The sequence below is a fragment of the Pedobacter sp. AC402 genome (assembly GCF_979252805.1).
This window is the reverse complement of sequence record NZ_CEEDAI010000005.1, coordinates 38265-52567: the sequence shown is the minus strand read 5'-3', so window position 1 is coordinate 52567 and position 14303 is coordinate 38265. Positions and strand designations below refer to the sequence as shown.

Here is a 14303-nt window from a genome sequence, read left to right as displayed (position 1 = left end):
ATTCTTGTGTACAGGCCTAAGCGTCTGCAAATATTCAAATTTTAATTAATATACCCCGATAACTTTTTAAAATACTACAGTTTGAACGAATTAAAATTAACCCTGGATACCGTAAATCCCGCTCACTTTTGGGGCCCGAATAACGAGAATTACGAAATGATTAAAGGTGCTTTCGCGAAGTTGAAACTGGTAGCGAGAGGAAGTGATGTTAAGGTTCTCGGTGATGAACAGGAACTTAAGGCTTTCGAGGATAAGTTTAACCAGCTTATTGCACACCTCGAAAAATATAGCTCACTTACCAATAATGATGTAGAATCTATACTTGGTGCAAAAGCAGCCGGTGTTGTAAAAAAAGATGTAGAACAACCTACCGGAGGCGGTGGAGAAGTTATTGTTTTTGGTACAAATGGTCTTTTAGTTAAGGCAAGAACAGCAAATCAGCGTAAAATGGTGAGCAGTATTGCCAAAAATGATATCTTATTTGCCATTGGTCCTGCCGGAACAGGAAAAACATATACCGCAGTAGCTTTAGCCGTGAGGGCTTTAAAAAACAAGGAAATTAAACGCATCATTTTAACCCGTCCGGCTGTTGAAGCAGGAGAGAACCTAGGTTTTTTACCAGGTGATTTAAAGGAAAAAATTGATCCCTATTTACGCCCGCTTTACGATGCATTGGATGATATGATCCCTGCTGAGAAATTGAAATTCTACATCGAAAACCGTACAATTGAAATTGCACCGCTTGCATTTATGCGTGGCCGTACTTTAGACAATTGCTTCGTGATTTTGGATGAAGCTCAAAACGCAACAGACATGCAGCTAAAAATGTTTTTAACACGTATGGGCCCAACCGCTAAGTTTATTGTAACCGGAGATGTTACCCAGATTGATTTGCCTAAGAAACAAATGTCGGGTTTATTTAACGGCTTAAGAATTTTGGAGGATATTAAAGGAATTGACATTATCTACCTAAGTGGGGAAGATGTGGTAAGGCATAAGTTGGTAAAAGATATTTTGAAAGCTTACGGAGATATTCAGTAAGTTAAAGGTTAGCAGCCTGCAAAGTCCGAGGTCCGAAGTTTAAGTTTTATTATAGGACAACTTCGGACTTTTGCTTTTTACACCTTTTATCATCTGACTCCATTCTTCGGACTTTCGTACTTTTTTCCTATTTTTATCCCCTCATGAAAGCACTAAAAGAAACCCATTTTAATTTCCCAAATCAAAGTAATTTTTACAAAGGTAAAGTTCGGGATGTATATACAATAGCCGATCAATTTATGGTTATGGTAGTATCAGATCGCATTTCTGCTTTTGATGTTGTATTGCCCGAAGCCATTCCATTTAAAGGACAGGTATTAAACCAAATTGCAGCTAAATTTTTAGCAGCCACTCAAGATATCGTTCCCAATTGGGTTTTAGCTGTTCCAGATCCGATGGTTACCATTGGCCGTATTTGCGAACCATTTAAGGTAGAAATGGTTATCAGAGGTTATTTAGCCGGACATGCATGGAGAGAATACAGTGCTGGAAAACGTTCGGTTTGCGGCGTTGCCTTACCAGATGGCTTAAAAGAAAACGACAAATTGCCTCAGCCGATTATTACCCCAACAACAAAGGCTTCAGTAGGGCATGATGAAGATATATCAAAAGAAGATATTTTGGCAAAGGGTATAGTTTCTATTACCGATTACGAGAAATTAGAAGATTATACCTATGCATTGTATCAACGTGGAACTGAGATTGCTGCAAAAAGTGGATTGATATTGGTAGACACAAAATATGAGTTTGGAGTTGCTGATGGTGTAATTTACCTGATAGATGAGATTCATACCCCGGATTCATCGCGGTATTTTTATGAAGAAGGATACCAGGATCGCCAAAACAGTAATGAGCCTCAGAAACAACTTTCGAAAGAATTTGTAAGAAAATGGCTGATAGAAAATGGTTTTCAGGGAAAAGATGGTCAGGTTGTGCCAGAAATGACACCAGAAATTGTTAATTCAATTTCAGAAAGGTACATTGAACTTTACGAACAAATTGTTGGAGAACCATTTATAAAAGCTGATGCTGATGCCATTTCAAGTCGTATTGAAGCGAATGTTTTAAAGGCTTTAGAAACACTTTAAATTCGAAAGAAATTTATACATTAGTAAAATAAAGATCAGAGAGATGAAATTTTCAGTAGATAAACACGATAAATATGTAACCTTAAAGTTAGAAGAAACTAAGTTTACAAACGATAATGCACCCGGCTTAAAATCCGAATTCTATTTACTTAATGCAGAAGGATTTCAGAATATTATCGTTGATTTAAGTCATGTTACCGAGTGTAATGATGCGCAGGATTTAAGCTGTTTATTGGTTGGTGATCGACTATGTAAATCAGCCGGAGGTTTATTTATTGTAACCGGAATTAACGACGAGCTTGCTTCAATTATAGAATTATCAAACATATTCCAGTCTGTAACGTTTGTTAATACATTAGAGGAAGCAACAGATTTCATTTTTATGGATGAGTTGGAGAAAGAGTTCAGAGGCACTAAATAACTATAATTTACATAACATTCTAGCCTCGTAGTTTATAAAAATCTACGAGGCTTTTTATATCTTACCATGATGAAATTTGAAGTTACAATTTTAGGAAGCAGTTCTGCTACACCTGTATTCAACAGGAATCCATCGGCACAGCTGTTAAATTGTAATGAAAAATATTACCTGATTGATTGTGGGGAAGGCACACAGCAACAATTAACCAAATACAACCTAAAGGCCACTCGGATTGACTATATTTTTATCAGTCATTTACATGGCGACCATTATTTTGGATTAATCGGGTTATTATCAAGCCTGCATTTAAACGGCCGGACCAAGCCCATGCAGATATTTGGACCTAAACCGTTGTTGGAAATTCTTGAAGTTCAATTTAAATATTCAGATACCATATTGAGGTATCCAATCGAGTTTTTTCCAATTGAAGCAGATCAACCGGTACAAATTTTCGAGAATAGTGATTTAACAGTTAAAACAATAGTTTTAAATCATCGTATCCCTACCACGGGCTTCATTTTTCAGCAAAAAAAACGTCAACGTAAGCTAATTAAAGAAAAAACAAACGATGTACCCGTTGCTTATTACACGGCCTTAAAAAAAGGAGTGGATGTAGAACTGCCAAATGGAGAGATCCTGCGAAGTGTAGATTATACCACCGATGCTGATCCACCGAGATGTTATGCGTATTGTTCTGATACTTTGTTTGACGAAAGTTATTTTTCTTCTATAAAAAACTGCGATACGTTATATCATGAAGCAACGTTTTTACACGAGCTTTTAGATCGAGCTAATGAAACACACCATACTACTTCATTGCAGGCAGGAGAGGTGGCTAAAATCAACGGGGTAAAGAAATTACTCATCGGACATTTTTCTTCGCGTTACAAAACCTTACAAATGCTTTTGGAAGAAGCACAATCTGTTTTTGAAAATACGGAGTTGGCGGTTGAAGGCAGGACTTTCCAGTTATAATTTTTTACCACTAAGTTTACAGAGGAATGCACAGAGGATGGAAGGCAATTCCTCAAACTAATTTTTTGCGTGACCTAACACAATCGTTATTCTCGCGCATGCGGGAATCTTAATGCTTTTGATTTTTATAAAATAAATTGGCGGTTAGAATAATACTTTTCTCCAATAATTATCCTTCTACCTTGCTCAAAATGACACTTGAGAATGAAACATTTCTAAGTATTGCCGTCATCTCGACTGAAGCGCAGCGAAACGGAGAGATCTATTAAACACATTTCTCGACTACGTTTCATTCAGTATCTTCAACAAATTTATCTAACAAAGTCGTCATTCTCGCGCATGCGGGAATCTTAATGCTTTTGATTTTTATAAAATAAATTGTCGTTCAGAATAATACTTTTCTCCAATAATTATCTTTCGACTCCGCTACCATTAACAGGCTTGAGTAAAGCGGTCGTCAGTGCCAGGTATGAAGCAATCTTTCATGCTAGTGAGCCTTGCCATAAAGATTGCTTCGTCGGTTGAAAAAGCCTTCTCGCAATGACGATTTAACTTATATTTGCTTAAGCGAAGCGGGAGATTTATTTAAACACATTTCTCGACTACGTTTCATTCAGTATCATAAACAAATTTACTTAGCAAAATCGTCATTCTCGCGCATGCGGGAATCCTAATGCTTTTGATTTTTATAAAATAAATTGGCGTTTAGAATAATACTTTTCTCCAATAATTATCCTTCAATTACGCTCAAAATGGCACTTGAGAATTCCACATTTCTAAGTACTGCCGTCCTTCTCGACTGAAGCGCATCGAAATTAAAAGCGCATAAAAAAAGCCTTACAATTTAAAAATGTAAGGCTTTTTCATAAATTAAAAATTTACTATTTATCTTTTTTATTTCCACCACCAAATACAGAGAAGTGAACGTAACGTTTAGGATTAGCTTTTAAATCAATCATCAACTCATCAAGATTTTTTGAAGCGTTGTTTAAATTCTGATACATTTTATCATCATTTAACAATAAACCTAAACTTCCTTTTCCATCTTTAATACCCGAAATTACACTTTGCAAATCAGCAATTGCATTGTTTGCGTTATCCAAAGTTTGTTTAAAGTTGGCGGCTGCAAATTTATCGGTAACCGTATTAATATTAGTTAAAATATCGCTTATTTTCTGATTGTTATTGTTTAAGTTGGCAGTTATCCCTTCAACATTTCTAAAAATAGCTTCTATACGTTTACTTTCTGAACCAACCAAACCATCAACTTTTTTCGAAGTGGTTTCTAATGAAGCCAATGTACCGGCGATACTGTTAAAACTTTTATCTACATTTTTCTGGAAATTAGGATTAAGAATGGAATTCACACTGCTTAAAATAGAGTCCATTTTACCAATAATTAATTCAGCTTTCTTTTGAACTGGCTGAACCTGTTCCATTAATCCTTTTTCAACGTTGGCATTTAAGGTATAACCATCTTCAGCCATTTTTTTTGAATCGCCTAACGACATTACAATGGCTTTGCTTCCTAAAAGATCAGTACCTTCTAAACGAGCAATACTATTTTCCGGAATTTCGTATTTACTGTTTACACTTAAAGTTGCAATTACCGTACCGTCCTGTTGTAATTCCAGTTTTGCAACACGGCCAATCTGGTAACCGTTAATAAGTATAGGTTTTGATACTGTTAAACCATCAACACGGGTATATTTTGCATATAATGTTGTTTCGCTTGAAAAAATGGAGTTCCCTTTTAAAAAATTATATCCAATAATCAATAAAGCAATGGCAAATGCAGCTAAAATACCTACTTTGGTTTCGTTCTTAATCTTCATGAGTGTTTTATTTTATGGCTGCAGATTTTAAAGCATTTTTAAAACCTGCTAGAGCGTAATTCTTTTTCAATGTTAAACTTTATAAATACACAAAGCTTACATCAATTGTTTGGTATCTGTTTTATATTTTCTGTAAAGGTAAAATAACTATCATTTATAATGCCACTTATTTAACCTCAATATTTTTTTTATACGTTTTTATTGCTTCAAAAATAGAATTCGCAATCTCACTTTGTCCTTTTTGCGAATTAATATACTTTTCTTCGTCAGTATTTGATATAAAACCAACTTCTGTTAATACAGCAGGCATACCACATCTTTGCAATACCAAAACCCCCTGTTCTTTAACTCCACGACTAAATCTATCGTCTCTGTTAACATAGCTGTTCTGAATTAATTTCGCGAATTTAATGCTTTTATCCCGAAAGGTATTTTTTAGCAATGATAAAAGAATGAAACTACTGGGGTTATTGGGGTCGTAACCATCGTATTTGCTTTTGTAATTCTTTTCTAATTTAATATCGGCATTCTCCCTGATGGCTGCATCCTGCCTCTTTTAACCGATGGGAGCCAGCAACCAGAGTTTCTACACCTTTAATGTGTTTATTTCCGGGCGGCATAGAATTGCAGTGTACAGATATAAAAAGATCTGCATTGGCATCATTGGCTATTTCTGCCCGCCTGTATAAATCAACATCAATATCAGTTTTACGCGTAAAAATTACTTTAATATCCGGCAATTCTTCTTTGATAATTTCACCAAGTTTTAATGCAACTTTTAATGATATATCTTTTTCTTTTGAAAAGCTGCCGGAAGCACCTGGTTTTCTACCACCGTGACCTGGATCAATTACTATGGTTTTAATTTTGTATCCCTGGGCAAACGATTGATTGACAATGGTTAATGAAAATAAAATCAGTATAATCAGAAGTTTAATCTTCATTTATAAAATATTAAAATGAGGTTTCGGCAATGCGCCTGTAATTTTTAATTGCCTTAATGATGCCGTTCACAATTTCTTTTTGCCCATCTTCCGAATTCATATAATCTTCGTCTTCAGGATTACTTACAAAACCAATTTCAGTTAATACTGCCGGCATGGCTGCACGCGCCAATACCGCAAGGCTTTTTTCCTGTACGCCACGATTAGTCCGCCCGGCATTTACATATTCTTGTTGCAACATAGAAGCAAACTTTAAACTCCTATCTCTATTGGTTTGTTTCATTAACGACAACATAATATCGCTTTTAGGCGTATTTGCGATAAAACCTTCATAATTTTTCTGATAATTATCCTCCAAAAACATCGAAGCATTTTCCCTTTTAATTACCTCATCCTGTTCACCCAAGCGGCCTGTTCCTGATACAAAGGTTTCAGTTCCTCTTGTTGATGTACTTTTTGAAGTAACCGTTCTATAAACAGGAACTTTCCGTCCGCGAACTTTTTTATAATAATCAACCACTCTCGAAACACGAACCGGCATATCATTTAAGTGGATAGAGATAAATAAATCCGCTTTGGCGTTATTTGCAATATTTATACGTTCATATAAAGGAATAAAAACATCAGTTTGCCTGGTGAAAATCACTTTTATGTCTTTTAAGCTGTCTTGAAGTGCGCGGCCCAAATTTAAAGCAGTTTTTAAGGCTACATCTTTTTCTTTGGAATACACGCCATGTGTTGCACCATCTTTACCACCGTGACCAGCATCGATCACAATTGTTTTGATTTTATATTCTTGCGCAAACACCTGATTATCAACTGAATTTGACAATACTAAATAAATAATAAATGTTAAAATGGATTTAAGATACATCAATGGTATATTTTTCACTAATTTTGAACGTTTTTGATTAAACATTTGTGCAAAAATAACATTCAAATACGAATTTGAAACTTCTTAAGAGCTCTATTTTACTAATTTCTGTCATTTTATTAACACTTGTTGTTGGTAAAGCTAACGCATTTTCTCATTTTTCATTGCAACAAATCATTCAGCAAGACACAACCAAAAAGGATACTACTAAAAAGACAGGTAAAAATAATAGTAGCATTGATCAGAAAGTTGAGTACAAAGCGGACGACTCCGTTAAAATGAGTGCCGATAAAAGCATTGTTTATTTATATGGCAATGCCAGAGTTACCTATGGTGATTTTGAGCTAGATGCAAGTTATATTAAGTATGATAAAAAGCAAAATACCATATTTGCAAGAGGAATAAAAGATCCTAAAACAGGAAGATACACTGGCAGGCCGATTTTTAAATCAGGAACAGATGGTACCGCAATTGCAGATTCGATTTTTTACAATTCTGAAACAACACGTGCGAAAGTTTATGGCGTTTTTTCTGAACAAGAGGGAGGATTCTTTTCCGGTGGACAAAGTAAAAAGCAAATAGATGATGAACTGCACATCAAAAATGTAATGTACAGCACCTGTAATCTTCCTCACCCGCACTTTGGATTAATGATATCGAAAGGAGTGGTTACCGAAAAGCAGATTATTACAGGTCCGGTTTACATGATTATTGAGGATGTACCTACAATTTTCGGGCTTCCATTTGCATTTTTTCCAAAGCCGAATAAAAGAACATCAGGTGTAATTTTACCAACTCCCGGTGAGGATGCCACCAGGGGATTTTTTCTTCAGAATGGTGGTTATTATCTCGGTTTGAACGATTATTGGGACGCCAAATTGATGGGATCTATTTATACCAATGGCTCGTATGAAACGAGTGTATTAAGTAACTACACCAAACGATACAAATATAATGGTAACATCAATTTAGCTTATTCTAGCTTTAAAGATGGTTTGGAAGGTACCCAGGCATTCGCTAACCCTACAAAAAACTTTAGTATCAACTGGAGCCATAGCCAAAATGCCAATGCCAACCCCGGAACTACCTTTAGTGCAAGCGTTAGATTGGTATCAACCGCAAGCAAAGGCTACTACAAAAATACAGCTGCTGGTACTACTTATGATATTAATACCATTGCAACCAACTCAACAAGTAGTAGTATAAGTTATGCCAAATCCTATTCCAATGGGATGAACTTCTCTTTGGCGGCATCTAGTGACCAAACTTTAAGTACCAGGGCAATATCGCTCAGGTTGCCAGAAATGACTTTTAACGTGCCTACATTTAATCCGTTTAAAGCAAAAGATGCCGTGGGGGATCAAAAGTGGTATCAAAAAATTACCGTTGGTTATAGCTTACAAGGAACAAATCGGATTGATACTTTTGATAGTTTGTTGTTCCAAAATGATGGTTTAAAGCGCTTAAGAAGTGGTTTTTCTCATAGTATACCTGTAAATATGTCATTTACCGCCTTAAAGTACCTAAATTTCAGTGTAGGTGGTACTTACAACGAGGTTTGGAATTTCCAGAGTGTGAATAGAAGATACACTGAATATGCTGATAATACTTTTAGCTTTAGAGAAGATACCTTAAGCGGTTTCAAAAGGGCTGGTAGTTATAGCTTATCAACCAGTTTATCAACCAAAATATACGGGAGAAGAGATTTTAATCCACAGGGGAAAATTCAGGCATTGAGGCACGTTATGACACCCAATGTTTCATTCTCTTACTCACCAGATTTTACCAAAGCGGGGTCAGGGCCTTACAGACCGGCAATAAACCAAAATGGAGATCCGATTTTAACCAATGGATTACCGCTTAAATATTCCATTTTTGACGGTATGGCTCAACCGGGCTCTTTTGGTGGGCCAAATGCTTCGATTGGCTTTGGATTAGACAATACCGTCGAATTAAAAGTGAGGAATAAAAACGACACCACAGGAACGGGTTCAAAGAAAATCCCTATTATTCAAGGTTTGAGCTTTAGCGGATCTTATAATTTCCTGGCAACATCTTATAAACTATCAACCATTGGCTTTAGCGGACGATCACAGTTTACCGACAAACTGGGTATAAACTATAATGGAACATTAGATCCTTATTCTCTTGCTGCCGATACGATACCAGGTTCTACAAGAAGGATCAGGCAGGACCGTTATTTTTGGCAAAGTGGTAAATTTTTACCCCGCCTGGCCAATTTTGGATTCTCATTTGATTATAGTTTAAATCCAGAAGCTTTAAAACGTAAGAACGAAGCCAATGATAAACTGGGCGAAGCAGCCAATAAAAAAGGTTTAACCGATATTCAATCCGAACAACTGGCAGCAATCAGCCGCGATCCAAATGCATTTGTCGATTTTAATATTCCGTGGAATTTCTCATTTTCTTATAGTTTTCAATATACGAACGATGGAAATACCACAACAACTTCAAATACTTTAAACTTTAATGGCGATGTTAATTTAACCCCAAAATGGAAGGTTACTTTTAACTCAGGTTATGATTTTAAAAATAACGGTTTAACACCAATGAATCTGGCAATTTATCGCGATTTGCACTGTTGGGATATGAGTGTAAACTGGGTGCCGTACGGTGCTTACAAAAGTTACTCTGTAACCATTAAAGTTAAAGCATCGATATTACAGGATTTGAAATTGAGTAAAAGACAAGGTTTTTACAGCACATACCAATAAATTATGCTAGCCGAAATTATTACCATTGGCGATGAGATTCTCATTGGCCAGATCGTTGATACCAACTCAGCCTGGATGGCCAAACAGTTAAATCTAATTGGTGTTTCAGTTAAACAAATTACTTCTGTTTCGGATGATGAACAACACATTATCCAAGCGCTTAGTGAGGCAGAAAAACGTGCAGATATTATTTTAATTACAGGTGGCTTAGGACCAACAAAAGACGACATCACTAAAAAAACCTTGGCGAAATATTTCAACATGGGTTTCCGAAATGATGCAGGTGCACTCGAGATGGTCCGCCAGATTTTCGAAAAATACAAACGCCCGTTGTTGGATATCAATATTCAGCAAGCAGATGTTCCTGATGGTTGCGAAGTAATTGTAAATAAAAATGGAACTGCTCCTTGCATGTGGTTCGAGCAAAATGATAAGATTTTTGTTTCGATGCCTGGTGTTCCTTACGAGATGATGTACCTGATGGACGACGAAATTTTACCGAGAATTACCGGCAGATTTAAGTTACCATCAATCGTTCATAAAACCATTCTTACGGCCAACATTGGAGAATCATTTCTGGCAAAGGAAATTGAAGAGATTGAAGATAGTTTGCCACCACACATCAAATTAGCCTATTTACCAAAGCTAGGTCAGGTAAGATTGCGTTTATCAGCTAAGGGCGACAATGAAGCCGCTTTAAAGGCAGAAGTGGAGGCTTACGCACAACAGATTATTTCAAAAGTTAATAATTTTGTGGTAATTGATGAAGATATTCCGCTGGAAAAAGCAATACTGAATATCATGAAAGCCAGAGGCTTAACTTTATCTACAGGCGAAAGTTGTACAGGAGGCTACATTGCCCATCTTATTACTCAGCATCCTGGTTGTTCTTCGGTATATTGGGGCGGGGCTGTAGCCTATGCTTACGAATTAAAGGAATCAATCCTCGGCGTAAAAGAAAATACCTTATCTACCTTTGGTGCTGTAAGTGAACAAACCGTGACTGAAATGGCCGAAGGTGCAATAAAACACTTTAAAACAGATTACGCAATTGCAGTAAGCGGAATAGCTGGTCCTGATGGTGGAACGGAAGATAAACCAGTGGGCACAGTGTGGATAGCCATATCTTCTAAAGATAAAACAGTGGCTAAGGTGTTTAATTTCAGCAACAAACGCATTCAAAACATCGAACGGTCTGCAGCCTCGGCATTAACCATGTTGTTAAATCTACTTAAAGAAACAGTTTAGAAAGAATAAAAACTGTATTTTTGTGGCGTTACCAAGATAAAATACTGTAATTTAATATGGCTCAATACGAACTATTGTTACCAAAAATGGGTGAAAGTGTTGCGGAAGCAACAGTGATTAAATGGGTAAAACAACCTGGTGATTCTATTGAGTTAGATGATACCATTTTAGAAATCGCCACCGATAAGGTAGATTCTGAAGTGCCTTCTCCTGTTGCTGGTAAATTGGTAAAACAGTTATTCGCAGCCGATGAGGTTGCCCAGGTTGGCGATGTAATAGCAATTATAGAAACTGAAGGTGGAGATACCTCAACAGATGAAACTCCGGTTGCAGAAAAACCAGTAGCAGAAGAAAAAACTGAAACAATTCCTGGAATTGAACAACTTCCAATAGCAAACCAACCTGCAGCAACAACTGATTTCAGTACCTCTGAACGCTTTTATTCTCCATTGGTTAAAAGTATAGCCGCACAGGAAAATATTTCAATTGCTGAGCTGGATGCAATTAAAGGTTCTGGTGCGGATGGGCGTTTAAATAAAGATGATCTGTTGGATTATATTGCCAGGAAAAATGGCGACGTGGTAAAAACGGCCACAGTTGTAATAACGCCACCCGTTCCGCCGGTTAACGAAGTTGCAGCACATAAAACAGAAGCAACCAACCAGGCTCCAATTGCAAATAAACCATCTACAACAAGCGTTAATGGCGCTGACGAAATTATAGAGATGGATAGAATGCGTAAACTTATTGCCGATCATATGGTAATGAGTAAAACAACTTCTCCCCATGTAACTTCGTTTGTAGAGGCCGATGTTACCAATATGGTATTGTGGCGCAATAAGGTTAAAAACAGCTTTGAAAAACGCGAAAACGAAAAGATAACTTTTACCCCAATATTTGTGGAAGCAGTTGCCAAAGCAATAAAGGATTTTCCGATGATTAATGTTTCTGTAAACGGAACCCAGATTATCAAAAAAGGAAATATCAATATCGGTATGGCCGCGGCTTTACCTAGCGGAAATTTAATCGTTCCTGTAATAAGAAATGCCGATCAGTTAAATCTGGTTGGTTTAACAAAAGCGGTTAACGATTTGGCAGGCAGAGCTAGAAACTCCAAGTTAAAACCAGATGAAACGCAAGGTGGTACTTTTACTTTAACCAACGTGGGTAGCTTTGGAAATGTAATGGGTACACCTATTATTAATCAACCCCAGGTGGCTATTTTAGCTGTTGGTGCCATTAAAAAGAAACCAGCTGTTTTAGAAACCGAACATGGCGATGTGATTGCGATCAGGCATATGATGTTTTTGTCTTTATCGTACGATCATAGGGTAGTGGATGGTTCATTAGGTGGGATGTTTGTGCGTAGAGTTGCAGATTATTTAGAAGGTTGGGACCTGAACAGGGAAATCTAGTCTGTTTGCAATTAAAGTTTTAAGTTGGATTAATGCCAACAATTAAACAATTTACCAGTTTAATAATTAAGAATGTTAGCTTCAAATTTAAAATCGATAGTTTCAGATAATGTATTGCATGCCAAATGGTTAAATACATTGTCTTATATGGAAAATGCAGGTGCAAAGAAGATTTCAGCTTCAGAGCACAAAGAGAATGTAAATCTGATTATTCTTAAACATGCTGCTGAAGAGCATCGCCATGCTTATTATTTAAAAAAGCAGATTTCGAAAATTGATGAGGCACTTTGTAAAACTTATACCAATGCCGAATTATTATCTCCAAACCATACAAAATATTATCTGCATGCTTTAGATATTGCAGTTTGCCGTTATTTAAAAGCTGAATTTAATCTATTTGGTTACGAATTAAAATTCGCAGCCTATCTATTTGTTACTTATGCCATTGAAGTTCGTGCTGATGAATTGTATCCAATTTATCAGGTTGCATTGGATGAAGCAAAAAGCAAGGTAAATGTAAAGTCGATTATCCTTGAAGAAGAGGGCCATTTGGAAGAAATGATGAACCAATTGGTAAGTTTTTCTGACGATTGGGAAAATCATGCGGCCGAGGTGATAAAAATCGAAAAAGCATTGTTTGAGGAATGGGTTACCTCCTTAGCTGCTGAATTGCCTGTGAGTGCTTAATCTCTAATATTCGTTATTGAGAGAAGGTTTTCTCAGCAGACTAATTTTAGTTAAACCAATCTTATTCTTTGTTGTTTCTATATAAACACAAATATCATGGCTAAATTTTCAGAATTAATTAACGGCGATAAACCTGTTCTGGTTGATTTTTTTGCTGAATGGTGTGGTCCCTGTAAAATGATGAAACCAATTTTGGAACAATTAAAATCGCAGGTGGGTGATGCAGTTTCTATTATTAAAGTAGATATCGATAAGAATCAGCCAGCTGCATCTTCTTTTAATGTTCAGAGCGTTCCCACTTTAATTCTGTTCAAAAAAGGTAAGCAGGTGTGGAGGCAAAGCGGTGTTTTGCAAGCTGCACAGTTAAAACAGGTAATTGATAACCATTCCTAAACTTCTAAAACACTTTTGGGCGTTACCGCAAAAATACGTTCACTAGTTTTTGGATAGATGTTATAAAGCCCGGTAAATAAGCTAAACGCAGGCAAAACAGCATATTCTGTACCGAAATAAAAACATGGAAATTTTAACCGTTGTTTTGCTTTTCCAACAATAGTAACTCCGGGGTGTATGTGTCCGCTAATTGGGTATAATTCTTCTTCAGTACAATTAGGTGCATCGTGGATAAAACAAAACGGGCCTAAACAAAAACTTGGTTCGTGTATTTCGATATTCATTGCAGCATAATTTGCATCCGAAAGTCGATCATGATTGCCTTTTACCAATAAAAAATTAAGCTCCTGGTATTGCTTTCTCCAGTCAGAAAATTCATCAATATCCGTATTAAGTCCATGATGAAACATATCGCCATTGATTAACAATGTTTTAGGCTTGTAATGTTTAATCAACAAACTTAAACGTTGTAGATCAGTTTGGGCAATGGTAGCCGGTACTTGTAACCCGGCCTGACGGAAATGAGCCGATTTCCCTAAATGAAGGTCACTTATGGCTAAAAGTTGATGTTTTGGTAAAAACAAAGCCCTTTCTTTATCTAAAATCAATTCTTCACCCTGGCTTGTAATGGTCATTTATTGTAATTA

The 14303-nt window shown here is 36.5% G+C and carries 12 protein-coding genes and 1 pseudogene; 9 read left to right on the top strand and 4 right to left on the bottom strand.

The features are described 5' to 3' along the window. Positions 1–81 precede the first annotated feature (81 nt). The 4 genes from AC0IWE_RS03890 to AC0IWE_RS03875 all read left to right on the top strand — a co-directional run bounded on the left by AC0IWE_RS03890 (position 82) and on the right by AC0IWE_RS03875 (position 3525). Positions 82–1041 (top strand): PhoH family protein, encoded by a 960-nt coding sequence (locus AC0IWE_RS03890; RefSeq protein ID WP_029275135.1) that lies wholly within the window; start codon positions 82–84, stop codon positions 1039–1041. A 143-nt stretch (positions 1042–1184) separates the two neighbouring features. After that, on the top strand, positions 1185–2129 hold the full coding sequence (locus tag AC0IWE_RS03885; RefSeq protein ID WP_471792013.1) for a phosphoribosylaminoimidazolesuccinocarboxamide synthase: 945 nt from the start codon (positions 1185–1187) through the stop codon (positions 2127–2129). 43 nt (positions 2130–2172) lie between these two features. Then, positions 2173–2550, top strand: coding sequence for an STAS domain-containing protein (locus AC0IWE_RS03880; RefSeq protein WP_471792012.1), 378 nt, complete (start codon positions 2173–2175; stop codon positions 2548–2550). 69 nt (positions 2551–2619) lie between these two features. Then, the gene (locus AC0IWE_RS03875) at positions 2620–3525 is read left to right on the top strand and encodes a ribonuclease Z (RefSeq protein WP_471792066.1); all 906 of its coding nucleotides are present in this window, start codon (positions 2620–2622) and stop codon (positions 3523–3525) included. Positions 3526–4406: 881 nt separating this feature from the next. Here AC0IWE_RS03875 and AC0IWE_RS03870 read toward each other — a convergent pair. The 3 genes and pseudogenes from AC0IWE_RS03870 to AC0IWE_RS03860 form a co-directional block, all read right to left on the bottom strand. Beyond that, positions 4407–5360, bottom strand: coding sequence for an MlaD family protein (locus tag AC0IWE_RS03870; protein ID WP_055913860.1), 954 nt, complete (start codon positions 5358–5360; stop codon positions 4407–4409). A 166-nt stretch (positions 5361–5526) separates the two neighbouring features. Next, positions 5527–6304, bottom strand: a pseudogene (locus tag AC0IWE_RS03865) (N-acetylmuramoyl-L-alanine amidase family protein). 10 nt (positions 6305–6314) lie between these two features. Next, positions 6315–7178 carry an N-acetylmuramoyl-L-alanine amidase family protein gene (locus AC0IWE_RS03860; RefSeq protein ID WP_471792065.1) on the bottom strand — a complete coding sequence of 288 codons (864 nt, stop codon included), beginning with the start codon at positions 7176–7178 and terminating at the stop codon, positions 6315–6317. Positions 7179–7252: 74 nt separating this feature from the next. On the opposite strand from AC0IWE_RS03860, the gene AC0IWE_RS03855 reads away from it, so the two are divergent. The 5 genes from AC0IWE_RS03855 to trxA all read left to right on the top strand — a co-directional run bounded on the left by AC0IWE_RS03855 (position 7253) and on the right by trxA (position 13656). After that, positions 7253–9913, top strand: coding sequence for a putative LPS assembly protein LptD (locus AC0IWE_RS03855; protein WP_463494887.1), 2661 nt, complete (start codon positions 7253–7255; stop codon positions 9911–9913). A gap of 3 nt (positions 9914–9916) precedes the next feature. Continuing rightward, the gene (locus tag AC0IWE_RS03850) at positions 9917–11161 is read left to right on the top strand and encodes a competence/damage-inducible protein A (protein ID WP_471792011.1); all 1245 of its coding nucleotides are present in this window, start codon (positions 9917–9919) and stop codon (positions 11159–11161) included. A 56-nt stretch (positions 11162–11217) separates the two neighbouring features. Continuing rightward, positions 11218–12576: a dihydrolipoamide acetyltransferase family protein gene (locus AC0IWE_RS03845; protein ID WP_471792010.1), complete on the top strand. Its 1359-nt coding sequence runs from the start codon at positions 11218–11220 to the stop codon at positions 12574–12576. Positions 12577–12648: 72 nt separating this feature from the next. Then, positions 12649–13263 carry a hypothetical protein gene (locus AC0IWE_RS03840; protein ID WP_471792009.1) on the top strand — a complete coding sequence of 205 codons (615 nt, stop codon included), beginning with the start codon at positions 12649–12651 and terminating at the stop codon, positions 13261–13263. Positions 13264–13359: 96 nt separating this feature from the next. Continuing rightward, positions 13360–13656 (top strand): thioredoxin, encoded by a 297-nt coding sequence (gene trxA / locus AC0IWE_RS03835; RefSeq protein WP_471792008.1) that lies wholly within the window; start codon positions 13360–13362, stop codon positions 13654–13656. On the opposite strand, the gene pdeM is transcribed toward trxA, so the two are convergent. Further along, the gene (gene pdeM / locus AC0IWE_RS03830; RefSeq protein WP_471792007.1) at positions 13653–14291 is read right to left on the bottom strand and encodes a ligase-associated DNA damage response endonuclease PdeM; all 639 of its coding nucleotides are present in this window, start codon (positions 14289–14291) and stop codon (positions 13653–13655) included. The two genes, trxA and pdeM, sit on opposite strands and share 4 nt — an antisense overlap. Positions 14292–14303 lie beyond the last annotated feature (12 nt).